Annotated in this window: 25 protein-coding genes and 1 other RNA gene; 8 read left to right on the top strand and 18 right to left on the bottom strand. The window is 54.9% G+C overall.

Annotated elements, in window-relative coordinates:
* Window positions 1-579: 579 nt before the first annotated feature.
* Window positions 580-879: a DUF1292 domain-containing protein gene (locus U8U68_RS02610; protein ID WP_322199299.1), complete on the top strand. Its 300-nt coding sequence runs from the start codon at window positions 580-582 to the stop codon at window positions 877-879.
* 21 nt (window positions 880-900) lie between these two features.
* Window positions 901-1,104, top strand: a non-coding RNA gene (gene ssrS / locus U8U68_RS02615) — 6S RNA.
* A 177-nt stretch (window positions 1,105-1,281) separates the two neighbouring features.
* On the opposite strand, the gene U8U68_RS02620 is transcribed toward ssrS, so the two are convergent.
* The 8 genes from U8U68_RS02620 to htpG form a co-directional block, all read right to left on the bottom strand.
* Window positions 1,282-2,196 carry a nucleoside hydrolase gene (locus U8U68_RS02620; RefSeq protein ID WP_322199300.1) on the bottom strand — a complete coding sequence of 305 codons (915 nt, stop codon included), beginning with the start codon at window positions 2,194-2,196 and terminating at the stop codon, window positions 1,282-1,284.
* 15 nt (window positions 2,197-2,211) lie between these two features.
* Window positions 2,212-3,267: a Gfo/Idh/MocA family protein gene (locus U8U68_RS02625; protein ID WP_322199301.1), complete on the bottom strand. Its 1,056-nt coding sequence runs from the start codon at window positions 3,265-3,267 to the stop codon at window positions 2,212-2,214.
* 224 nt (window positions 3,268-3,491) lie between these two features.
* The gene (gene mgtE / locus U8U68_RS02630; protein ID WP_322199302.1) at window positions 3,492-4,850 is read right to left on the bottom strand and encodes a magnesium transporter; all 1,359 of its coding nucleotides are present in this window, start codon (window positions 4,848-4,850) and stop codon (window positions 3,492-3,494) included.
* A 575-nt stretch (window positions 4,851-5,425) separates the two neighbouring features.
* The gene (locus tag U8U68_RS02635) at window positions 5,426-5,851 is read right to left on the bottom strand and encodes a hypothetical protein (protein WP_322199303.1); all 426 of its coding nucleotides are present in this window, start codon (window positions 5,849-5,851) and stop codon (window positions 5,426-5,428) included.
* A gap of 78 nt (window positions 5,852-5,929) precedes the next feature.
* Window positions 5,930-6,352, bottom strand: a complete 423-nt coding sequence (locus U8U68_RS02640; RefSeq protein WP_322199304.1) for a DUF4430 domain-containing protein — start codon at window positions 6,350-6,352, stop codon at window positions 5,930-5,932.
* Between the two features lie 546 nt (window positions 6,353-6,898).
* Window positions 6,899-7,330 carry a nucleoside deaminase gene (locus tag U8U68_RS02645; protein WP_322199305.1) on the bottom strand — a complete coding sequence of 144 codons (432 nt, stop codon included), beginning with the start codon at window positions 7,328-7,330 and terminating at the stop codon, window positions 6,899-6,901.
* 18 nt (window positions 7,331-7,348) lie between these two features.
* A complete protein-coding gene (locus U8U68_RS02650; protein WP_322199306.1) occupies window positions 7,349-8,755 on the bottom strand; it encodes a CPBP family glutamic-type intramembrane protease in 1,407 nt (468 codons plus the stop codon).
* A gap of 75 nt (window positions 8,756-8,830) precedes the next feature.
* The gene (gene htpG, locus U8U68_RS02655; RefSeq protein ID WP_322199307.1) at window positions 8,831-10,720 is read right to left on the bottom strand and encodes a molecular chaperone HtpG; all 1,890 of its coding nucleotides are present in this window, start codon (window positions 10,718-10,720) and stop codon (window positions 8,831-8,833) included.
* 201 nt (window positions 10,721-10,921) lie between these two features.
* On the opposite strand from htpG, the gene U8U68_RS02660 reads away from it, so the two are divergent.
* The 6 genes from U8U68_RS02660 to U8U68_RS02685 all read left to right on the top strand — a co-directional run bounded on the left by U8U68_RS02660 (window position 10,922) and on the right by U8U68_RS02685 (window position 15,765).
* Window positions 10,922-11,368, top strand: coding sequence for an NfeD family protein (locus U8U68_RS02660; RefSeq protein WP_322199308.1), 447 nt, complete (start codon window positions 10,922-10,924; stop codon window positions 11,366-11,368).
* Window positions 11,365-12,312: an SPFH domain-containing protein gene (locus U8U68_RS02665; RefSeq protein ID WP_322199309.1), complete on the top strand. Its 948-nt coding sequence runs from the start codon at window positions 11,365-11,367 to the stop codon at window positions 12,310-12,312. Before U8U68_RS02660 ends, U8U68_RS02665 begins: the two co-directional genes overlap by 4 nt.
* Before the next feature lie 376 nt (window positions 12,313-12,688).
* Window positions 12,689-12,943 carry a hypothetical protein gene (locus U8U68_RS02670; RefSeq protein ID WP_322199310.1) on the top strand — a complete coding sequence of 85 codons (255 nt, stop codon included), beginning with the start codon at window positions 12,689-12,691 and terminating at the stop codon, window positions 12,941-12,943.
* A gap of 181 nt (window positions 12,944-13,124) precedes the next feature.
* The gene (locus U8U68_RS02675) at window positions 13,125-13,784 is read left to right on the top strand and encodes an HD domain-containing protein (protein ID WP_322199311.1); all 660 of its coding nucleotides are present in this window, start codon (window positions 13,125-13,127) and stop codon (window positions 13,782-13,784) included.
* Between the two features lie 12 nt (window positions 13,785-13,796).
* Window positions 13,797-14,261 carry a hypothetical protein gene (locus tag U8U68_RS02680; RefSeq protein WP_322199312.1) on the top strand — a complete coding sequence of 155 codons (465 nt, stop codon included), beginning with the start codon at window positions 13,797-13,799 and terminating at the stop codon, window positions 14,259-14,261.
* A 223-nt stretch (window positions 14,262-14,484) separates the two neighbouring features.
* A complete protein-coding gene (locus U8U68_RS02685; RefSeq protein WP_322199313.1) occupies window positions 14,485-15,765 on the top strand; it encodes a serpin family protein in 1,281 nt (426 codons plus the stop codon).
* 130 nt (window positions 15,766-15,895) lie between these two features.
* Here the strand turns inward: U8U68_RS02685 and U8U68_RS02690 are convergent, their stop codons facing one another.
* From U8U68_RS02690 to U8U68_RS02735, 10 genes are all read right to left on the bottom strand, one after another.
* A complete protein-coding gene (locus U8U68_RS02690) occupies window positions 15,896-16,729 on the bottom strand; it encodes a rhomboid family intramembrane serine protease (RefSeq protein ID WP_322199314.1) in 834 nt (277 codons plus the stop codon).
* Between the two features lie 85 nt (window positions 16,730-16,814).
* Window positions 16,815-17,453, bottom strand: a complete 639-nt coding sequence (locus U8U68_RS02695; protein WP_322199315.1) for a hypothetical protein — start codon at window positions 17,451-17,453, stop codon at window positions 16,815-16,817.
* 93 nt (window positions 17,454-17,546) lie between these two features.
* On the bottom strand, window positions 17,547-18,035 hold the full coding sequence (gene leuD, locus U8U68_RS02700) for a 3-isopropylmalate dehydratase small subunit (protein WP_322199316.1): 489 nt from the start codon (window positions 18,033-18,035) through the stop codon (window positions 17,547-17,549).
* Window positions 18,036-18,145: 110 nt separating this feature from the next.
* On the bottom strand, window positions 18,146-18,367 hold the full coding sequence (locus U8U68_RS02705; RefSeq protein WP_322199317.1) for a cupin domain-containing protein: 222 nt from the start codon (window positions 18,365-18,367) through the stop codon (window positions 18,146-18,148).
* A complete protein-coding gene (locus tag U8U68_RS02710; RefSeq protein ID WP_322199318.1) occupies window positions 18,330-18,575 on the bottom strand; it encodes a hypothetical protein in 246 nt (81 codons plus the stop codon). Before U8U68_RS02710 ends, U8U68_RS02705 begins: the two co-directional genes overlap by 38 nt.
* A gap of 12 nt (window positions 18,576-18,587) precedes the next feature.
* On the bottom strand, window positions 18,588-18,797 hold the full coding sequence (dmpI, locus tag U8U68_RS02715; RefSeq protein WP_322199319.1) for a 4-oxalocrotonate tautomerase DmpI: 210 nt from the start codon (window positions 18,795-18,797) through the stop codon (window positions 18,588-18,590).
* Window positions 18,798-18,806: 9 nt separating this feature from the next.
* Window positions 18,807-19,694: a GNAT family N-acetyltransferase gene (locus U8U68_RS02720; protein WP_322199320.1), complete on the bottom strand. Its 888-nt coding sequence runs from the start codon at window positions 19,692-19,694 to the stop codon at window positions 18,807-18,809.
* A 12-nt stretch (window positions 19,695-19,706) separates the two neighbouring features.
* Window positions 19,707-20,966 (bottom strand): 3-isopropylmalate dehydratase large subunit, encoded by a 1,260-nt coding sequence (gene leuC / locus U8U68_RS02725; protein ID WP_322199321.1) that lies wholly within the window; start codon window positions 20,964-20,966, stop codon window positions 19,707-19,709.
* 128 nt (window positions 20,967-21,094) lie between these two features.
* Window positions 21,095-21,865, bottom strand: a complete 771-nt coding sequence (locus tag U8U68_RS02730) for a hypothetical protein (RefSeq protein WP_322199322.1) — start codon at window positions 21,863-21,865, stop codon at window positions 21,095-21,097.
* 187 nt (window positions 21,866-22,052) lie between these two features.
* Window positions 22,053-23,426: a TrpB-like pyridoxal phosphate-dependent enzyme gene (locus U8U68_RS02735; RefSeq protein WP_322199323.1), complete on the bottom strand. Its 1,374-nt coding sequence runs from the start codon at window positions 23,424-23,426 to the stop codon at window positions 22,053-22,055.
* Window positions 23,427-23,491 lie beyond the last annotated feature (65 nt).

Genomic DNA, 23,491 nt, shown 5'->3' on the forward strand with positions numbered 1-23,491 from the left:
AAGCTCGTGCTGTGTTTCACTTAAGTCCATTGGACTCACCCGCCTTTCCGTCTTTGTTTTTTAGTTCCGCCTCTCTTGTAAGCGCTGGTCTTGGGCCTCCCTTTCACGCAATCCTGCGTACCGTATCTTTACGGCTGTCTTCTCAAGACTACCCAATTTTTACAACTTCCACTGGGTGTATACGCAAAAGCGCTTACTTCCACTTAAATTACCACTCCGCCGTTTTCGCTCCGGCCTTTAGGAAACAATTCTTTTTAAGCTTCCCAATTCTACCGTCTACTTCCGGCTTTAGCGGAACAATCTATTAATTACTTAGACTCTCACAAGCTCGTTCTCTCTTGTGATGGTTGTATTATAAACCATCGCGCGGCGTTTGTCAATAGGTTTTTTAAAAAAATCTGAAAAACTTTCAGCAATTTCCTATAGTTCCAGGTTTTACTCCCCTACCGTCTGTTTTTCCGCGATTTTTCGGGCAAAAATAGAAAATGACTGAACACCCCCTTGACTTTCCCGCCGGTTTTAGGTAAAATAAGACCATGTGAGCGGGCCGGTTGCCCGCAGCCGAAAGGAGCGAGCAATTTGGACAATGGTTATGAAGCTGACCTGATCACCCTGATCGATGACGAGGGGCAGGAGCATGAATTTGAAATTATTGATGAGCTGGAAAACGACGAGGGGCATTTTATGGCTCTGGTTCCCACTCGTCCCGATCCAGATGACCTTGCCTCCGATGCGGAGACCTATTATATTTTTGAGGTAATTGAGGAGGACGGCGAGGAACAGCTGCAAGAAGTGGAGGATGACGCTCTGCTGGACCGGCTGGCAGAACTTTTTGAAACCCGGTTTAATGAAGCCTTTTACGAAGGCGGCGAGGAATAAGTATACGCACTGAAATACATTCTCTGTCTGCCCGATACGCGGACTGTGCACATATAACCCTACACTCAAATTATTGGGAGCCCGTCTCCGCCTGCGGATTGCAGACCTCCCGGCCCAGCACGACTGTGGTTGGACGAAGGGAGCGTGAACCATGTGGGAGGGCACCCACCTGTTCCTCTTGTAGGCAGGTTATTGAGATGCACATTACGGTCGGGCGGGCTACCATGAACATCATGCCGCTGGGAAAGTTTCCCAGCGGCTTTTGGTTTTGGTGAGCTTGTTTTGACATTTTGGGCAGCACCACCATTTTGGGGTTCCTTCCACCCAGGCATAGAATTATGTGAAAAGAATGTACCTAAAAAAACGAAAGGCCGCCATCCATCTTTGGACAGCGGCCTTTCATTATGCGTTTCGCAGTTTCTCGAACAGGTCCGTGAACAGCGCGTCCCGGTGGATGTGGTACACATACCGCATCAGCGGCCCCTGGGGGTCTGCTGGCTGGTACTGATGGTCATATCCTGGCAGGGTCACTGGCCGCACCTGAGAATTCATAAACCGCTCCCCTTCATTCAGCAGCCAAGCCACCGCCGTTACATCCCATACCACTCGGGTCCAGGCTTTGCCAGCAGCATAGCTTTCGGCAGCAGTAATGGTGTTCTCCGCCAAATAGTCCGCCAAGGGATTCTGCCCCTTCAGCCAGTGTTCCAGCTCTGGCCGGCTGGTGGTAAAGGAACTGACCACCCCCATGCAGGGCAGCTGCACAAAGGGCACCCCACTGCCCATTACCACCCGGGCAGCCGCCACATCCTGAGCCATATTAAACTCTTTGGTGTCATGGTAATGCAGCGCGTTGCCTCCCAGCCACACCACCACGGTGTTTTCTGCCACCTGGGGATTTAACAGAATGGCCGAGGCCACGTTGGTAATGGCTCCAATGGCCACCACATACAGAGGCTTCTCTGGGGTATACTCCCCTGCCCGCCGGGCCAGATCTTCCGCCGCCGGAGAGAATACAGGAGTATGCTCGTCCCGCAGATACTGGGGTGAGCCCTTATAGACCGGCACGCTCTCCCCCAGCAGGCCCAAGAGCTTGTGGATTTCGTCATAGCTTTTCATCATCCCGTCCTCAGGGCCCGACGAATTTTCGTTGTGAAAAGGCGCTGCGTATAGGGCTGTGGTGGTCAGCCGGTCCTTATTCAGCAGCAGATAAGACAGGGCAAACTGGTCGTCTATTTCATTATAGGTATCGGTATCCAGTGCCACATCTACGGGGCCAGCAGGAACCGACAGGTTCTTCCGTCGCTGTTCAGGGGTCATAGAAATGCACCTCAGTTAAAATTTCACCACAGTGTTCTTCTCGGCGGACTCAAAAATAGCCTCCATCAACCGCATCAGTTCCCGCTGCTGGTCGTGGGTGACAATCTGCTTCTCCTCGCCGTTCACCACCTTGGCAATGTTCCGGTAGTAGTCGCAAATATCCTGGGGGACCCGGGGCAGAGGCAGCTCCTTGATGGTATCGTCTGTGCGGGGGGCCATGGTCTTGGTCAAGCCGGCCGCCGTAATGATGGGCACCGCGTCATGCTTCTCGTCGCTGGTGGCCACCACAATTTTTCCGTTTACCGCGAAATCATCAATAACGGCGGTACCATTCAGGCCCTCGATATACCACCGGGGCAGGTTGATAAAGTTGCTGGTCCCCACCTCTACGGTGAACACAATGCCCCCCTGGTCGTCATCAAAGGTAAAGGTAGCGGTAAAGCCATCGTCCACCTCTTCGTTGGTCACGTTGGAGAGAGTCGCATAGACCGAGTTGGGCATACGGCCCATCATCATGTTCATCTGGTCCAGCAGATGAACCCCCCAGTCCAGCACCATGCCGCCGCCGTGCTCCTTGGTGTTGCGCCAGTCCCCAGGAATTCCCCGGCTGCCGTGGACCCGGCTTTGAATGGCGAACACCCGGCCCAGGTCGCCGGACTTAACGATCTTTTCCGCCACCCGGAAGTCCTCGTCCCAACGGCGGTTCTGGTGTACGGTGAATACGGAACCCGTACGATTGCTGGCAGCGATCATCTCCTCCAAAACCTCTGTGGACATTGTAACGGGCTTTTCACACACCACAGCCTTGCCGGCCTCCATAGCCTTCACACACACCTCTTTGTGGGCGTCGTTGGGAATTGCCACGGTGACCACGTCAATGGCGGGGTCTGCCAGCAGCTCTTCCAGGCTGGCGTAGGCCTTAATCCCCTTCTCTTCCGCGGCCTTGTTGCGCTCTGGCAGAATGTCGTACACGCCCTGAAGATGTACCTCCGGAATTTCCTGGAGCTTGCGGGTGTGCCAGCCGCCCATTCCGCCGTAGCCCACCACAGCCACATTTACAATTTTTCCCATCTGTTAAAGTACCTCCATATATACTGATAAGTTCCGGCAGACCTTTTGTCTGCTTTAGGGCTAGTATAGCATGTAATCTAGCCCCATGCAATTGTTTTTTTCTCGAAATTTATCACAATTTTTTACCCCGTGAACTCTTATATGAAGAGCGTTCCGTACATCCCCAGATGATGGTTTGAACCTGTGGAGTCCAGGCGCCAGGCGCCGCTTTGTCAGAAGCTTCGCTATATCCCCAGCACCAGTTTGGCAATATTAAAATAAATCATCAGCGCCACCGCGTCCACGATGGTAGTGATCAGCGGGCTGGCCGTTACCGTAGGGTCCAGGCCCAGGCGTTTGGCCAGCACCGGCAGGCTGCTGCCCACCAGATTGGCCACCATCACCGCCGCTACCAGGGTAAAGCAGACCACCAGTGCCACCGGCAGGCCCACCCGGTCCCAAAACATCAGCTTGATAAAGTTCGCCGCTGCCAGGGTGCCTCCACACAGCAGCGCCACGCTGCACTCCTTTACCAGTACCCGGGGCACATCCCGGTACTGGATCTCCCCTAAAGACAGCCCCCGGATAATGGTGGCTGAGGTCTGGCCTCCAGAGTTGCCGCCCGTGTCCATCAGCATGGGGATAAAACTGGTGAGCACCACGCTGGCCGCCAGGGCATCCTCAAAAGAAGAGATAATCCCACTGGTAAAGGTAGCGGAAATCATTAGAAACAGCAGCCAGGGCACCCGCTTGCGCCAGGTCTGCCACACGTTGGTTTTCAGATAGGGTTTATCCGAGGGGGCCATAGCCGCCATGCGCTCAATGTCCTCGGTGGCCTCCTCTTGAATAACGTCAATGGCGTCATCCACTGTAACAATGCCCACCAGACGCTCTTCGGCATCCACCACCGGCAGAGCCAAAAAGTCATAAAGGCTCAGCTCCCGGGCAGCCTCTTCCTGGTCTGCGTGGGTGCTCACAAATTTCACGTTGGTCTCCATAATATTACGGATTACCTGGTCCTTGGGGGCCAGCAGCAGGTCTTTTACTGTGACAATGCCCTCCAGCTTCCGGCGGCTGTCTGTAACATAGCAGGTGTAAACGGTCTCCTTCTCCACCCCGGTGCGGCGGATGCGCTCAAAGGCCTGCTCCACAGTCATGCTGCGCTTTAGGTCCACATACTCCATGGTCATGATACTGCCCGCGCTGTCCTTCGGGTAGTTGAGCACCTGGTTGATCATCTTCCGGGTCTCGGGGTCCACGTGGCGTAAGACGCGCTTTACCACATTTGCGGGCATTTCTTCGATCATGTCTACTGTGTCGTCCAAAAACTGCTGGCCCATTACCTCGTCCAGTTCCCGGTCACTAAAGCCCTGCACCAGCAGCTCTTGGCTTTCCGGTGACATATAGGCAAACACATCCGCCGCCAGCTCCTTGGGCAGCAGGCGGAACAGCAGGGGCATTTTCTGCTGAGGAAGCTCCTCCAGCACCAGGGCCGCGTCGGCGGGGTTCATGTCCTTTACCAGGGCCCCCGCCTGGGAATACTGCCGCTCCTCAAACAAGAGCAGGAGACGCCCTACCATTTCTTCTATCCAATTCTTGTCCATATCGTGTACCTCCTTTTGAATCTTTATCAAAATATTGAGAAGTACACAACACGAAACCCCAGGAGCCTGCCGTGACAAAAGGAGGCTCCCCCACTCCGGATTACCAAAAAGACAACCGCGCCGGCCCGAGGCCAAAAACAGGATTGCCCCCACAGCCAAAAAGAGCGCGCCAGTCATCTATACTATAGTAAACACCGTTGAGAATCTCTGGAATTTTCAAGCAGCCGGCTGCGCCGCTGGTTCAGAAGAGATTTCTTATTTTCTAAAGCTTTATCTCTTTGAAACTGCGTTGACTATCCAATCCCCTTCAACAGAGCGGGCCAAAAACCGCCTGGCCCGCCAAAAAGGCAAGCCAAAAGCGCCGTTCTCGGGGTTCCGTGCTGTCGTTACTTCGAGGGACGCTCACTCTGCTCACCTCTCCTTTACACTTCATTTGGGAATTCTCCCATACTATATAGAGTAGCCTTTTTTGTCCAGTTTGTCAAGAAAAAACGGAGGCCTGCCAAAATATGGAAGCCTCCGCAAATGTCTATATTTACTTGATCCGCTTTGCCAATTAGGCCTTGTCGCATCTCTCAGTGCCAACGCCCAGCCATGGCCACACAGCGCTCCAGGGCTTTCCGCAAAGGCCAATAGAGCACGATCATCAGTAAAAAATTCCCTATACAGTGGCTGATGTCAAAAGGGAACCCACTGGCGATCCACCCCAATACCATGGGAACCCCCCCTGCCGGCAGGTACACCAGCGAGCACAAGGCCCCAAAACTTAGCCCAAACAAACCGGACAAAACCGCCCATTGCCAAGCGTGCCTCATCCATCGAAAGAGCCAGGCAAGCAAAAATAATAAGGGCCATACATAGAGATACATCACCCACCAAATGCCAAAGCCATACAGCAGCCCCTCCAGAGCTAAAAACACCGCCACCGCCCCCAGGGCCAGTATGCCAAAGGACTGAGTGAACAGCACGATAAACAGAGAGACCACTTCAAAATTAGGCAAAAAGGCCAAGGCCTCCTTAGAAACCACCAGCAGTACGCCCATTAAAGCCATCAGGCATAGAGAAACCAGCCGCCGCATTTAGTATCCAGTCGTCAAAACCAGCTCATAGGTGGCGCCATCCTCTACCGGCGTGCTGTCTATGCCAGTATTCACCTGCTCGCCGCCTTTGGTCAGGCACCACCACTCCTGGGCGCCATCGTCGGCCTTTTCCCCATCCACGGTGGTAATAAACAAGCCGTACTGGCCATCCTCTCCCTCAATAAGCTTCTCGTCCTGTAGGGCCGCGCCCAGCATCTCTTGGGTTGTCTCAATGCTGAACTCTTTGGTGGAGCCGTCCCGGTGGGTTACCGAAAGGGTAACGCTTTTCTTCTCTCCATTCCCCTGGTCCGAACTCTGGCCCTGGCTCTGGCAGCCGGCGGCTACCAAAAGGGTCATCATCACGGCCAAAAGTACGCACGCCACCCGACTGCAATTCTTTGTGTGTTCTACCAATTTTTGCACTGCTAAAAATCCTCCTAATAGGTTTGGAGGGGTTGGCCATCTCATTTGCTATAAAAACCCGTACACAAATAAGATAAAGAAAGCCTAAATATTTGCTTCCCAGCACAAATCGCCAAGAACCCGTGGCTATTGCACGGCCCTCCGGGCAAGTCTTTCGGCTTAGACGTTCAGGGCTGGCAATGAGAGGCCGCCCTAAACGCGGTCTCTTGCCCAGCGCTTCCTCCTGTCTTCCCAGCCGGCATTGCCAACCAGTGACGTTTGCGGGGCTTTCGTTAACACGGTGTTCCTAGCGTGGCTGCACTCTCTCTTGAAGCGGCGGCACTTCCTGAAACATTGGACCATACCGACTTTCCAGTGTGTTAACTATATGCCCTGTGGAGGTCGCTTCGTCATCACGGCGACGGGTTCGCCCAGGATTTTCACCCGGTTCCTGTCGGAAAACCGGTCAAGACCGGTCCCCGGCGGCCGTTTTCAGGCGGCCGCAGCCTCGGAGTCCCAACAGGGAAAAATTTTAACACAAAAGAGTGGGCCTGTCAATGGGTTCTTCTATCTGCGGGCCTCAAAGAAGGACCTTAGCAGCGCCCTACTCTCTGCTTCCATAAAGCCTCGGTATACCTTTGGGCGCCCTCCAGACATAGCAACAAGACCGCCCCAGTTCCAGGCGGTCTCGCTGTCCGCGCCATATATAATCCGCTCCACCCGGGCGTTTACCGCAGCCCCCAGGCACATGGGACATGGCTCTAGCGTTACATAGAGCTGGCACCCGGTCAGCCGCCAGTCTCCCAGCCTCTGGCAGGCCTGGTGCAGGGCCTCCACCTCTGCATGGGCCAGGGCGCTGTGGGCGGCCTCCCGGCGGTTGCGCCCCTGGCCAAGGATTTCTTCCCCCCGCACCACCAGGGCCCCCACCGGTACCTCACCCTGGGTCCCTGCCTCCCGGGCCAACGCCAGAGCCTGAAGCATCCATTTTTTTTGAGGCAAAAATTCTAATTCCATGGATTACAGGAACATGCTGACCAACATGATGCCCACTGCGGCCACCATACACCAAAAGGACGGCGCATGGGCTAGGCAGCCTAAGGACTCACCAGCGCCCAAAGGAGATAGCGGGGCCTCTTCCTGCGTCTTTGCTGGGCACCACTCCTCCTGGCGCCACAAGGGCGGCGTTTCCTGCCCCATCGCATATTCACCTTGCTGGCTTGCTCCCTGCTGGGCCGCCAAAGCCTTGCGCCTTTCACGGCTCCCCTTTGTCAGACGTAAAATTAGCAGAAGCACCAGTGCCACAAGGCCCAGCCCCAGGGGGATGAACATCAACAGATTCCGCAGCAGAAGCATCTGGTCTGGGCCCACCAGCAGCTCCGCGTACTCGTCCACCACTGCCAGCCCGTTGTTTAAAGCGTGTATAGACACTGTTACCCACAGATTCCGGGTCTTGGCATAGGCCAGGCCCATTACCAGCCCCGCCACAGTGGCGAAAACCACTGAGCTGATGTTTAGGTGTGCCATACCAAAAATCAGCGCAGAACCAAAAACAGCAAATCCGGTACCAAACCGCTCCAGCGAGGAAAAAACAACCCCGCGGAACACGAACTCCTCTACCACAGGCACCATAACCGCAATGCCTACCAGCTCTACCCAGAAAGCGGGGAAGCTTTGGGGCATATTCAGCAAATTTTCGGTGGGGTCCGCGGCTCCCAGGTTCTTTAGCAGCTGCATTAAGGCATTGGCGGGAAAATTCGCGGCCAAACTTATCCCCAAACCCGCCAGAACCATCAGCAGGCTGGTGAACTCCCCTTTATTCTCAAAACGAAAATACTGGTTCCAGTCCTTCTTCCCAGCCAACATATAGCACAAGAATGGTGGCAAAAGCCCTGCCGGAGACATTGCCACCGTGTAAAGCGCCATCCCCAGCTCGTCGGTTTGAATGTTGAATCCCAAAGCTAGGGTGGCGGCCACCAGCACGGTGCCCACCAAAAAGCTAATTACAATTTGGATCAACACCAGCAGGCACATCCAGTTTACCACCCGGGCCCCGCCGGTTTTGCGGGGATCCTTAGGAGGCGTTATGGCAAAGCCGGGCGCCGCCTGTCCCTGGGCATAGGCCGGGTAGTAGGCGGCAGGCTGATAATAGTTGGGCTGAGGGTAGGGCGGGTATCCCGCCGGCTGCACATGCGCAGTTTGCACATGCGCAATTTGCACAGGCGCAGTTTGCACAGGCGCAGTTTGCACAGGCGCAGTTTGCACAGGCACGGTCTGTACTGGCATGGCCTGCGCAGGCTGCCCTGGGTAAGGCTGGGGATACCCCACCGGCTGGGGCTGGCCCTGCACAAGGGGCTGGCCGGGCTGGGGGGGCTGACCGTAGACGGCAGGATAATAAAACGCGGGATTATTGATTGGTTGATTCATTCCCTAACTCTCCCAATGGTTTGATTCAATAATTTTTAGACTGGCTCCATGGGCCAAGCCACCGGTCTTTCCGGGCTAGAGTACCAAACATACCTTTCGGGCAAAGTCCGCGGGATCTTCTAGGGCCACCCCCTCAATGAGCAGCGCCTGGCCGTAGAGGATCTCCGCGTACAGCGCCAGTTTTTCCTGGTCTCCGGCCAAAGAACACAGCTTTTCAAACACCGGATGGTCCGGGTTCAGCTCCAGCACCCGCTGGGCCTGAACCTTCTCTCCCGCGGGCATAGCATTCAGCACCTTCTCCATCTCGGTGGAGATCATCCCCTCAGTCGAGATGCAGGCCGCGTGGCTCTTTAGTCCCCCAGAAAGCTTTACCGCCTTCACCTTGCCCTCTAAAGCCTTGCCCATGGCCTCCAGCAGATCCTTGCGGCTTTCGCTTAGCTCCTTGGTGCGCTCCTTCTCCTCGTCGGTCTCCAGGTCCAGGCCCTCGGCGGAGATGTTCTTAAACTCCTTTTCTCCATACTTACCCAGTACCCGCAGGGCGAACTCATCCACATTGTCCGTCAGGCACAGGATCTCCCAGCCCTTTTCAGCCACGGCCTCGGCCTGGGGCAGGGCCAAAATGCGCTCGGGGGTCTGGCCACAGCCATAGTAAATGGCCTGCTGGTCCTCCTTCATCCGGTCCACGTATTCCTTTAAGGTGGTCAACTTTTTATCCATGGAGCTGGTAAACAGTACCAGGTCTTGCAGCTCTTCCTTCTTGGCCCCGTAGTTGTCGTACATACCGTACTTTATTTGCAGGCCAAAGCTCTTCCAGAATTCCTCATACTTCTCCCGGTGGTTTTCCAACATGGACTTTAGCTCGCTGGCAATTTTCTTTTCCAGCCGGCCGGCGATAAGCTTCAGCTGGCGGTCATGCTGCAACATTTCCCGGGAAATGTTCAGAGACAGGTCCTGGCTGTCCACCAGGCCCCGCACAAAACTAAAGCAATCTGGCAGCAGATCTGCGCATTTGTCCATAATCAGTACCCCGCTGGCAAAAAGCTGAAGGCCTTTTTCAAACTCACGGGTATAGTAGTCGTAGGGGGCGGTCTTGGGGATAAACAGCAGGGCGGTATAGGTGGCCGCGCCCTCGGTAGAGGTGCGGATGACGCCCAAGGGGTCCTGCCAGTCGAAAAACTTTTCCTTATAGAAGCTATTCAGCTCCTCGTCCTTTACCTCACTCTTGGCCTTTTTCCAGATGGGCACCATACTGTTTAGGGTCTCTATCTCGGTAAAGGTGTCATACTCCGGGTCCTTGCCGTCCACGCCAGTGCCCTCTTTCAGGCGGCTCTTCTTCATCTCCATACGGATGGGGTAGCGGATGTAGTCGGAATATTTTTTAATAAGCTGGCTAATTCTATACTGCTCCAAAAAGTCGCTGTAATTCTCATCCTCAGTGTCCTCTTTGATGGTCAGGGTAATTTTGGTACCCCGCTCCGCTTTTTCGCAGGGAGAGACCTCATACCCCTCCAGCCCGGCGGACTCCCAGGCCCAGGCCTCGTTGCCGCCAAAGGCACGGCTTTCCACCACCACCCGGCTGCTAACCATAAACGCGGAGTAAAATCCCACGCCAAACTGGCCAATAATATCTACATCGTCTTTTTTCTCGTTTTCATTTTTAAATTGCAGCGAGCCGCTCTTGGCAATAACGCCCAGGTTATTTTCCAGCTCTTCTTTGGTCATGCCAATCCCGTTATCGGTAATCACGATGGTGCGGGCGTCCTTATCCAGGTCCACCCGGATGAAGAAATCTTCCCGGGAAAGGCCGGTCTGGCCCTCTTCAAAGCTGCGGTAGTAGAGCTTATCAATCGCATCGCTGGCATTGGAGATCAGTTCACGAAGAAAGATCTCTTTGTGGGTATAAATAGAGTTGATCATCAAATCCATCAAGCGTTTGGACTCCGCCTGAAATTCTTTTAATGCCATAGCTGGGCAATACTTCCTTTCTTTACCGGCTGCACGCCGGTTAAACTATTTACCTTATAGTATAGCAAATGTGCAGAGAGATGTCAACTAGTGCACACTTCCCGGGAGCGCCGAAATCTTCATTATGTCCTTGCATTTCTAAATGAAAGGCAGTATAATTATATTGACGAAATAACAGCCCATTTTAAGGAGGGTGGACGTATGATCTATTTATGGCTGGGTATCACGGTGGCGGCCGCTATTATTGAGGCCGCTGTGCCTGCGCTGGTCTCTATCTGGTTCGTGCCGGGGGGCCTGGCCGCGCTGCTTGCCAGCCTGCTGGGCGGGGCCCCTTGGCTACAAATTATTCTGTTCGTGGTGTTCACCACGCTGGCCGCTGTGTTTACCCGTCCCCTGGCCCGGCGTCTGCAAAAGGACGGTCCTACCTCTACCAACGCGGACCGGGTTCTGGGCGCCGAGGCTGTGGTGACCCAGGAGGTTAACAACCTGCTGGGCGCGGGCCGGGTTTCAGTGATGGGGAACAGCTGGGCCGCGCGTTCTGTGGTTCCCGAACAGACCATCCCCGCCGGTCAGGTGGTTACTGTTTCACGCATTGAGGGCGTTAAACTAATGGTTTCACCCTCTCAGAAGAAAGGAGAAACTCTATGAATCTCGCGCTGATTCCCGCCTTTATCTTCGGCAGTGCCGAGGTGGCGATTATTCTTGCAATCGCTGTAATTATTCTATTGCTGGCTGCCATCGTTTCCAATTTCAAAATCGTCCCCCAGGCTCATGCCTACGTCATCGAGCGCTTGGGCACCTTCCATGCCACCTGGGGCACCGGCCTGCATTTTAAAATTCCCTTCATAGACCGTGTTGCCAAAAAAGTGAGCATGAAGGAGCAGGTCATTGACTTCCCGCCCCAGCCAGTGATTACAAAAGACAACGTGACCATGCAGATAGACACCGTGGTTTATTTCCAGATCACGGACCCCAAGCTGTACGCTTATGGAGTGGAAAACCCCATCTCCGCTATTGAGAACCTCTCGGCCACCACCCTGCGGAACATCATCGGCGAGATGGAGCTGGACCACACTCTCACCTCCCGGGATGTGATCAACTCAAAAATTCGGGTGATTCTGGACGAGGCCACCGACCCCTGGGGTATTAAAGTAAACCGGGTGGAACTGAAAAATATTATCCCACCCCGGGAAATTCAGGATTCCATGGAGAAACAGATGAAAGCCGAGCGGGAGCGCCGGGCCAAGATTTTGGACGCAGAAGGCGAAAAGCGCAGCGCTATCCTTATTGCCGAGGGTGAAAAAGAGTCCGCTGTACTTCGGGCCGAGGCTGTGAAGGAGACAAAAATTCGCGAGGCCCAGGGCGAGGCCGAGGCCATTCTCTCAGTGCAGCGGGCTATGGCCGACGCTATTAAGCTGATGAACGAGGCAAACCCCAGCGAACAGGTTATCGCCCTGAAGAGCCTGGAGGCTTTCCAGACAGCTGCGGACGGGCGGGCCACCAAGATCATTGTGCCCTCTAACCTGCAGGGCCTGGCGGGACTGGCCACCTCGGTGAAGGAGATCTTCGACGTCTCCACGCCGGAAAAGTAGAGAAAACCCCTTCCTATTCCCCAGGAAAAATTGGGGAAACATCGCGTGACCTGGGTGCGGGAAAACCACCCGTGGCGATTTTCCCCGCCAAAGGAGAAAAGCACTTAAACAATCCGTTGGTTCCTGGGTGACACAGTTCCACTTAGTTTTATCCCACATAGGTACCATATTACGAACGAATAAACACAGCGGGACTTTGTTAAGTTTCGCTGTGTTTTTATTCCCGGGTCTCAAAAGAGAGCAGAAATAGGAAAAGCCTTGAATGCCCTTGCCTCTGTAATATACCTTAATTGGCAGCCAATAAGGTACGGCCACTTAAAACCCGCTTTAATGCTATGTGCTATTGCGCATCGACCCGGCCGCGAGAACCCGGCTTATGAAATTAGAAGAAATCGCTAACCGTTTTGGCCTGCCCTTAAAAGCCCTGCATGGACCTTTTACGCTTGCCACACATACCGGCAACGAGGAGAAGCGGTTCATTTCATCCCGCAAGGAAATTTTGTCCGGCCATAAACAATCCCCCCGTGTTATCGCGAAATCCAGGCATGGACCGCCGCTCTGGCACCCGATCCAGGCATTGTGGCCGTGCCGCGCCAGGAAAGCGTCCCCACCACAAATAACAGTTGAATAATCTTCCCAAATATGGTAAACTCATAAGAATAATGAGGTTTTTTCCAGTTTGGCCCCATTGGGACGTTTGGTCTGATGACTGCTGTAATGTCTTTGGGCGCAAAATGTCTGGCGCTACGATTCGTTTCTAGGGTTTCATCTGGACAAAAGGAAATTTATAACAACTTTTTTGGGGGCAAGACATGATCACCTACGACCAGATCCGCCACGATGGCGCTATAAAAACTTATATTGCCCAGGCTGACGCCTCTATGGCCGCCCTGGGCTTCACTGAACACAGCTTCGCCCATGTGAGCCGGGTGGCGGAAACTGCCGGGTACATTCTGCGAGAGCTGGGTTATCCGCAGCGCCAGGTGGAACTGACCAAGATCGCGGGCTACCTCCACGACATCGGCAACCTGGTGAACCGGGTGGACCACAGCCAAAGCGGCGCGGTAATGGCTTTCCGGCTTTTGGACAATATGGGCTTTCCCCCAGAAGAGATTGCCCTAATCTCCACAGCGATTGGCAATCACGACGAGGGCACCGGTGTGCCGGTAAACGCCGAGTCCGCCGCCCTAATCCTCGCGGACAAGTCCGACGTGCGCCGTACCCGGGTACGAGAAAAGGACCCCCATCGCTTCGACATTCATGACCGGGTCAATTATTCGGTAACCCGGTCCCAGATGGAGGTGGACCGTCCCCATGCCGCCGTATGGCTGCGGCTGGAGGTAGACCCCAGCTTTAGTTCTGTTATGGAATATTTCGAGATCTTCATGGAGCGCATGAAACTTTGCCGTAAAGCCGCCCAGCGGTTAGACCTGGAATTTAAACTGACCATTAACGGTATTCAGCTGTGTTAGGAGAGGACGCAAATGCTTTACTGCACCAAATGTCAAGCTGTCACCGAGGACGCTGCCAAGCGTTGTCCTGGCTGTCACAGCGCTAAGCTTCGCCCCGCCGGAGAGAGGGATATGGTTTTGCTGCAAGGGGCAGATATGTATACCGCCCAACAGGTAGCCCAGCGATTGATGGAACAGGACATACCCTGTGAAACAAAGTCCGCCGGCCATGCCTACTTTTCCTTCGACAATCAATCCCTGCCTACGGACCAAAACCTGTATGTGCCTTTTGCTCATCTATCAGCCGCCCAAGAGCTGGCCGCCCAGGTAGGCCAAGAGCTGGAGCAGGAGCGGAACCAGCCCCAGGAGGACCCTGGACCAGCCAGCGCAAAACATATTTTTATAGAGGTGCTTTCAGTGGCCGCTTTTTTGGCGCTAATTGCCCTGGCTTCTCTGGGAACCGACGCGCTGACCAGTTGGCTGAAAACTTTACTTTAAAAAAGACCTCTCCCAGTGCAACTACGCCGCCGCTGGGGGACTTCTTATAGGTGAAAAAGGTAGTTATCTCTTTTGCTTAGCTAATGCCTTTGGGCGGACGGTATTCTGTATGAGGCAAGAAAAATGTCCACGCCGACACAGGTTCCAAGACGCTACCCTGCGCTGGGTTTCCTGGCGGGGCAAAAGAAATAACCATATTGAAAATATGAAAGGCGGTGCCACTGTGAAATTTACCAAAAAATTACTGACCTCCGCCCTATGTGCCGGGCTAACCCTGGCGCTGGCCCTGACCGGCTGTGGGGGCCAAACTCTGAACACCACCGGCGACCTGATGGCCGGTGTGCGCAAAAGTTCCCAAACGGCAGAGGCTGATCTAGCCGGCCCCGGGGCCCAGGCTTTTACCGGCTTCGGGCTGGAGCTCTTCCGGCGCTCGATGAAAGCCACCCCGGAAGAGAACGTGCTGGTCTCGCCCCTGTCCGTGCTCAGCGCTATGGCCATGACCGCCAACGGCGCCGGGGGGCAAACCCTATCCCAAATGGAGGAGGTTCTGGGCCTGCCCATTGACCAGCTGCGGGCGTATTTGGCCGCCTACACGGATTCTCTTCCCTCTGGAGAAAAGGCACAGTTCCACACTGCCAATTCCCTATGGGTTCGGGACGGCGTGATGCGGGTAGAAAAGGACTTCCTTCAACTAAACGCCGACTATTTTGGGGCAGGGGTGTATCAGGAGCCCTTTAACACTTCCACCCTGGAAAAGATTAACAGCTGGGTCAATCAGCATACCCATGAGATGATCCCCACTATCCTCGACGAGATTGACTCCCAGGCGGTGCTCTATCTGATCAACGCTCTGGCCTTTGAGGCCCAGTGGGAGGAAGTCTATGAGGATCTTGATGTGCGGGAGCAGGTCTTTACCTGCCAGGACGGCCAAGAGCTGAACGTGGACATGATGCACTCTTGGGAGCGCACCTATTTGGAGGACAGCGAGGCTACGGGCTTTTTGAAATATTATTCCGGCAGCCAGTACGCTTTTGCCGCCCTGCTGCCCAATCAGGGAATCACCCTGGCGGAGTATGTGGAAGGCCTTACCGCTGAAAAGCTGCGGCAGGTGCTAACCAACAGCTCTCAACAGGATGTAACAGCTGGTATTCCCAAGTTTCAACAGGACTATAGCGCCTCATTAAAGGACTTGTTCGCCCAGTGGGGCATGACGGACGCCTTTGAACCCGGTTTGGCAGACTTTTCCCCCATGGGCAATACTGGCTCCAACGGCGAGCCGCTGTATATTGGCGATGTGCTGCACAAAACCTATATTTCCGTATTTGAGCAAGGCACCCGGGCCGGAGCCGTTACCGCAGTGGTCATGGAGAGCGGAGGCGCTATGATGAATGAGCCCAAGCAGGTGGTGCTAGACAGGCCCTTCCTCTATATGATTGTGGACACCGAGACCTTCCTGCCCATCTTTATGGGCGCGGCCTATACCCCCCTGGGGGAAGCCGGCTAATCCCTTTAGCAAAATGAAAAGCGCCTTTGGACCGGTTTTCCGGCCTAAAGGCGCTTTCTATTCCTAGTGCAAATTCAAAAAAGAACAACGTTTCCACCAAAAGTCTGGCCCAGCCAAATTGTTAATCCGTTTATTTATATAGATCGTCTACGTTCAGCTGGCTAAGCTTTTTCAGAATGTCCCTTTCCAGTTCCTGCTCGTGCCGCAGCGCCGCTTGCCTTGCTTCTTCCTGCTGCACCGCCTCTTCGATCACTCCGGCGGGCACAGCGGCCAGCACCATCCGCCGCACCGGCGGAATCCAGGCACAAGCCGCGGACATTAGCCCCAAGCCCAGGAACAGGCTTATATTACAGCGGATTATTCCCAGCCCAAAACCCAGGACATAGGTGCACAGCACCCCACAGGCCGCTAGGGCCATCTTCTCCCCACGGGTCAGTTCATCCAAAAGCCCCCGGTTAAACAGACAGATTGCCCAGGCCGCACCTAACAGTCCCATAGCCCCACTGGAAGCCCCCGCTGTGAACGCCATAGGGCTATCGAACATATAGGGCGGATGCAGAAAGGTGTAAAGCGGAACGGAGACCCAGCTCTCCAGAAAGCCAGACAGCAGAAAAACCCCCACCACTGCCGCCGAACCCCCGTGGCTCTCCACAAAGCTCCCCGCCAGGTATAGCAAAGCCAGGGCAGCCAGCAGGTGGAAGAGGTTCTCTTGGGGAAACAAAAATGTAAAATGCCGGTAAAAGGCCCACCCTCCTGGGGTTAGTGCGTCGCCGCACAGAGCCAATAGATTGGTCAACTGTCCGCCGCAATACCCCAGAGGGACCGCCACCCAGCCAGGCAGGCCCTCCCATCCGTTGGACGCTCCTGCATAGCCTTCCGGCAGGGGGATCAGGCGGTCCAGTATGTAGATAAACACAATCAAGGCCATCAGGATATAGGTGGCAATACAGTCTCTCTTTCGCATATACCTTGTTCACTCCGTCATTATTATGATGAAAAACTTACCGGCCCAGGAACAGCCTATGCTTTACGGCTGAAAAACATCCCTTCTATCCATAGGTTCCCATAACCAGTTCCATCAAATGAACTGGCCGTCCTCCGCCCAGCCGGATACCTGCCGTACAGCGGTTACAATAGCAAAGGACCCGCCGCCCCTGGTGCTTTTCAGCCTGTTCCCTCATGAGCGCCTGTTGTTCTGGCTCCGGCAGTTCATAAAGCGGCTGGTTCCGATAAGCGGCCAGCCGCGCGGTATTTTCCGGTGATTGCGGCTCAAAATGCAGATTACCGCAAAAGGTGGATCTCTCCCGATTCTCTTGAATTTCCCAGACCTCCACCCCCATTTTAGCCAAAAGCCTCCGTACCGCCCCCCAGATCTCCGGGTGCTCCCGGTCCCGCCAGCAGTCTTGTATACTCACCTGTAGACCACGGTAGTCCGGCCAAGGAAAATCTGTCCGGCCCGCCAGCCAGACAAACAGATTTTCTGGCCTCAACTGGGGAAGCCTCTCCTCCATGGTTTCTCTGCACGCCTGACAGAAATATAGGGCTGTGTCTCCAATTGGATACTGTTTTTTATCTATGCGGCAGCAGCCTGCCACGGGCATTTGTTCCAAAAGATAGCTTCTCAGCTTGTTTGCCGCCTCTGGGCTGGCTTTCGTAAAATTACAGCTGGGGAAAAAGATGGTTCCCATTTCATTCACATCCTTTTTAAAGGGAAAAGTAAAGTTTTTGAACCCCCCTGGCCAACTGCCGGCCTCTTCTCCACTTGTCTCCAAACAGCCGGCTTAGCCCTTGCTTCTAATAGATTCCATCAGCCCGCCGCTGGCAATGATATTCTGCAAAAATTCGGGATAGGGCTGGGCCTGGTAGGTCTTGCCAGTGGTCTCGTCGGTGATCAGGCCCGTGTCAAAATCCACCGCTACCACGTCCCCAGGGGCAATCTCTTCCGCGGCCTCCGGGCACTCCAAAATCGGGAAGCCGATATTGATGGAGTTTCGGTAGAAAATGCGGGCGAAAGTTTTGGCAATCACACAGGATACTTCAGAGGCTTTCAAGGCAATGGGCGCATGTTCCCGGGAGGAACCGCAGCCAAAGTTTTTGCCAGCCACCACCACGTCGCCGGGCTTTACATTTTTCACAAAATCTTTGTCAATATCCTCCATACAGTGGCTGGCCAGCTCCGCATGAGAGGCGGTGTTCAGATACCGGGCGGGGATGATCACGTCTGTGTTCACATCGTCCCCGTACTTGTGTACCCTTCCTTTTGCGTTCATCGCTTTATCGCTCCTTTTTCTTAAAATTATAGTTTATTGGGTTTGGCCCCAGCAGGGAAGTGTTGGCTTTACCAATCTTGGGCTTTGTATCTGCTCCGCCGACAGTCCTTTTATTCCCCAGCGTAATAGTCCACCGCGTCCTCTTCCAAGAAAACCCGGTTGATTCCCCGGCCCCACACGCCAATTTTGTGGGAGTCCGGGTAAACCGCAACGTCCAGGGCGTTTTGGGGGGCAAAATCAACATAGACCAGAGACTCTTCACTGGAATTAGTGCGTTGATGGGCTCCGCCAGGTTCAGCTGGAAAAAACAGCAGGTCCCCGGCCGCTGACAATGAAGAATACTTCCTCATTTTTTACGTGAAAATGGTAGGGATACGCGGCCTTTCCCGGCGGTATTTCGTACACGCTCACCACACACTGGTTGGCTCCGCCCAATGGCACAAACTTCCGGCGGTTGTATTCGTATTGGTCCGGGCCGGTTTTGTGCTGGGCCTCCAGCTGGGTCAGGTTTTTGTGGATAACGCTCTCCGCTGGCTTCATAGCTCTTTCCTCCTATTTTCCCCCGGCCATATACTCTGCTTTGATCTCTCCAATATCCCTGCCGCCGATGCCGAAGTTCTCGTCCGGCAGCTCCTTAATAGTGACGGTGAAGAACCCGGCGGGAATATGGGTGACCTCCGCCGCCGTGGCGGTGAGACGCTCAATCAGCTCCGCCTTTTGCTCTCTGGCCAGCGCGCCGCACTCAATGGAAATATAAGGCATCGTTCTCCCTCACATCCTTATCTCTATATGGTAATATTGCTCTACAAACCAGACGGCGGATTTAATCTCTTCCTTAGTAAAACACATCCCCTCTGGAGCCAGCACCCACTTTTCCTCCACGTCATCCAAGCGGTGGATGACAGCAATCAGCCGGCCTGTGAAGGTCTCCAGGGGCACGTCCACCCCCAACACGTAGGCGTCTTGCTCCGCGCCGTCGGGAGCTATAACCCCAGGCACGTATCCATAGTTGACGGAGTAAACAATATCTGGGTGCCGGGGGTGCGCCGTGCCCAGAGGGCGGTCTATTTTGATGGCGACCCGGTCCCCCAGCTTGGGAAAGCTCTCAGGACGGCGCAGCGCCCACTCTTCTCGAAGCAGGGAGAACAGGGCGTCGTCGAAGCATTTGTCCTCATAGGTACGCACCCCCCGGCGCAGGGTCCCCTCCCGGGTAAAGCCCAGCTTTTCCAAGATTCCCAGGGAGGCGGCGTTTTCCGTAAACGCCCGGGCGGAAACAAGCTCCGCGCCCCGCTGGGCAAATAAGTAGTCCAGCACCCGTTCCAGGGCCTCGGTCATATAGCCCTGCCGGGCCCAGGCCTCCCCCAAGTAGTAGTCCAGGGAAAAGGACTTGACACGAAAGCGCAGGCGGTCGCTCTCTATGCCCACGCGCCCAACCACCACGCCGCCGTCTTTCTGGACCAGAGCCAACTGGCCGCCCGGGTTCTGGGTCAGAATATCCTCCGCCTCTTCCAGGCTGGGCAGCTTGCCAAAGACGTTATATCTGCGCACAAAGTCCTGCTGCCACAGGGCCAAAAAGGCGGGAGCGTCCGCTTTTTCTGGCGCCCGCAGAATCAGCCGCCGGGTCTCCAGCAGCGGAAAGCGCTTCTCTTCTTTACTCATGGGGGATTCTCCTTACAGCTTAGCGGGGTCGGTGAGATAACCGGTGAGGGCGCTGGCCGCGGCCACGGCGGGGCTAGCGAGCACCACCTCGGACTCTACATGGCCCATGCGGCCCACAAAGTTCCGGTTGGTGGTGGAAACCGCCCGTTCGCCCTGGGCCAAAATGCCCATATATCCCCCCAGGCAGGGCCCGCAGGTGGGGGTGCTGAATACAGCCCCGGCCTCGATGAAGATTTCGGCCAGGCCCTCGCGGATGCACTGGAGGTACACCTCCTGGGTGGCGGGAATTACAATGCAGCGCACGCCCTTGGCCACCTTTTTACCCTTCATAATCTGGGCGGCTACGCGCATATCGCTGATACGACCGTTGGTGCAGGAGCCAATGACGCTCTGGTCAATCTTTACGTCGCTGACCTCCTCAATCAGTCGGGTGTTCTCCGGCAGGTGGGGCATGGAGACCGTGGGCCGCAGGGTACTAAGGTCAATGGTCACGGTGCGCTCATACACTGCGTCGGCATCCGCTTCATACGCCTTGCTCTCCCCTTGGTAGCGGTTCTTGCAGTACTCTAAGGTCTTCTCGTCCACTGGGAAAATGCCGTTTTTGGCCCCGGCCTCAATGGCCATATTGGCAATGGTAAACCGGTCGTCCATGCTCAAAGAGGCTATCCCCTCGCCAGTAAACTCCAGGGACTGGTATAGGGCGCCGTCCACACCAATTTCCCCGATGAGGTGCAAAATTACATCCTTACCGCTGACATGCCCATGCAGCTGGCCCTTAAGCTCCACCTGAATGGCAGAGGGAATCTTAAACCATAGCTTGCCCGTAATCATGGCCGCAGCCATATCCGTGGAGCCCACGCCTGTGGAGAAAGCCCCCAAGGCCCCATAAGTACAGGTGTGGGAGTCAGCTCCCACACAGGCACAGCCCGGGCCCACCAGGCCCTTTTCAGGCAGCAGGGCATGCTCAATGCCCATTTGGCCCACGTCGAAGAAATTGGTGATGTTATATTTGTCCGCGAACTGCCGGGTCTGCTTGCACTGCTGGGCGGCCTTAATGTCCTTATTGGGCACAAAATGGTCCAACACCAGGGCAATCTTGTCTTTGTGGAACACCCCGGTGGCCCCGCACTTTTCAAACTCGTTGATAGCCACTGGCGAGGTGATGTCATTGCCCAGCACCATGTCCAGGCTGGCCTCTACCAGCTGGCCGGGCTGTACAGAGTCCAGTCCGGCGTGGGCTGCTAAAATTTTTTGCGTCATTGTCATTCCCATGTTTTTGGTCACATTCCTTTCAAAATTTTTAAGTCAGGCTTCATAAAGACCACCGACGCGAAAAGGGGCAAAGGCGGAAATTGCCAGGTACTTGGGCACTTCCCTGGACCGCGCAATATATCCCTCTTTTATTGGTCCTCTGGGGTCTCCTGGTTCTGCGGTTCGTCCCTTATCAGCCGGTCTAAAAGGGCCACCGAATCCTCATAGTAGGCCACTTTCTTCTCGTCCTTGGCAAAGCCGCTGCCCTCCATGGCCCGCACCGAAATTCGCAGCCGGCCACACAGCTCTTCCAGTACCTCGGGGGTCCAGCCGCCTACAGTTTCCATCTCGGCTGCCTGAAAGTTCTGAAAAGCCGACACCTCGTTCCAGGCGTACATGGCCTTGTCATAGTCCGTGGCGTCCTCCGGCATGGGGGTTCCGTCATTATATTGAAAAAAGCTTTGGAACTGGGGCTGCATCTGGCCAAAGGCCTCGGCGTCATGAAGGTAAAGCATGCACTCGTTCAGCGAAGCATCCCCCGCAAAGCGGGTCATAGACGCCTGAATCATCTGCACATCTGTCTCACCACTGTTCATCACGTAGTTATTCAGCTGTACCACCACCTTACCGTCGCCATTACGGTCCTCGGCATATCGCTCAATATAGCCGCTAATCTGCTCCTGAGCCTCTGAGGGCATAGAATAGGAGGTGAGCAGACCAATGGAATAGTCTGGCTCCACCTGGGACACGATGGAGTAGATGAGGCTTGCCACCCCTACCACCGCTAGAATTCCCACCATCAAGTGAACCTTATGATAAAACCACCAGTTTTGCCGCTTGTCCTTTGCCGTCCTTAATTCTATGACGTTGGAGTGGATGGTATCCTCTCCCGCGTGTACCAAATATCTTTCTCTGGCCAATGAACCGTGCACCTCCGCAAAATGTAGATATTGCAATTATAGACCATTTTTTTTGTTTTATCAAGGCTTCCCCAGGGTTATTAACAGAAAGTTTGCAGGGGTTTCAAAGACACGGGGTCCAGGAGGACCTGCCTCCTGGACTCCTTGGTATGGCGCTTATTCTTTTTACGGTGCGTGGAGGGATGATTTATTCCACCACCGGCAGCTTAGAGAGCGCCTGGGCAATCTCTTCATCACTGGGCACATAGTCTTTCATCTGCCCATTATGGAACTTCTCGTAGGCCACCAGGTCAAAGTAGCCCGTACCCGTCAGGCCGAAGAGGATGGTCTTTTCCTCGCCGGTCTCCTTGCACTTCATGGCCTCGTTTATCGCAGCCAAAATGGCATGGCTGCTCTCGGGCGCAGGCAGGATGCCCTCGATACGGGCAAAATCCTCCGCCGCCTGGAACACGTCGGTCTGCTTCACGGACACCGCTTCCATCAGGCCATCGGCGTACAGCTGGCTAAGCACCGAGCTCATACCGTGGAAGCGCAGGCCCCCCGCGTGATCCGCCGAGGGAATAAATCCGCTGCCCAGGGTATACATTTTGGATAAAGGACAGACCTTGCCCGTATCACAGAAGTCATAGCGGTACTGGCCCCGGGTAAAGGAAGGGCAGCTGGCGGGCTCTACGGCGATAAAACGGTAATCCGCCTCTCCCCGCAGCTTCTGGCCCATAAAGGGGGCGATCAGACCGCCCAAATTACTGCCGCCGCCCGCGCATCCAATGATAATGTCCGGTTTCACGCCATACTTGTCCAGGGCGGTCTTTGCCTCCAGACCAATCACGGACTGGTGCAGCAACACCTGGTTCAGCACGCTGCCCAGCACGTAGCGGTATCCTGGGGTGGAGGTAGCCACCTCCACCGCCTCGCTGATGGCGCAGCCCAGGGAACCGGTGGTGCCGGGAAACTCCTGCAAAATCTTTCGGCCTACCTGGGTATTCTCCGAGGGAGAGGGGGTTACATCGGCCCCGTATACCTTCATCACCTCCCGGCGGAAGGGCTTCTGCTCGTAAGAACACTTTACCATATACACCTTGCAGTCCAAGCCCAAGTAAGAGCACGCCATGGAGAGGGCCGTGCCCCACTGGCCCGCGCCGGTCTCGGTGGTCACGCCCTTTAGGCCCTGCTCTTTTGCATAGTAGGCCTGGGCAATGGCGGAGTTCAGTTTGTGGGAGCCAGAGGTGTTGTTCCCCTCAAACTTATAGTAAATTTTCGCGGGCGTTCCCAGTTTTTTCTCCAGACAGTAGGCCCGCACCAGGGGAGAAGGCCGGTACATCTTATAGAAGTCCCGAATCTCCTGGGGAATTTCAAAGTAGGGGGTGTCGTTATCCAGCTCCTGGCGCACTAGCTCGTCGCAGAACACGCCTCCCAGCTCTTGGGCGGTCATGGGCTGGTGTGTGCCAGGGTTCAGCAGGGGCGCGGGCTTGTTTTTCATATCGGCCCGCAGATTATACCAAGTGGCAGGCATCTCAGTTTCGGAAAGATAGATTTTGTACGGGATGGTTTTTTCACTCATTTTAGTCACAATCCTTTCACAAATTAAATATAGAATATCCTGCCAGGAACGCAAAAACCCCCTGT

The sequence above is a fragment of the Acutalibacter intestini genome, assembly GCF_034334985.1.
Classification (GTDB): Bacteria; Bacillota; Clostridia; order Oscillospirales; family Acutalibacteraceae; genus Acutalibacter; species Acutalibacter intestini.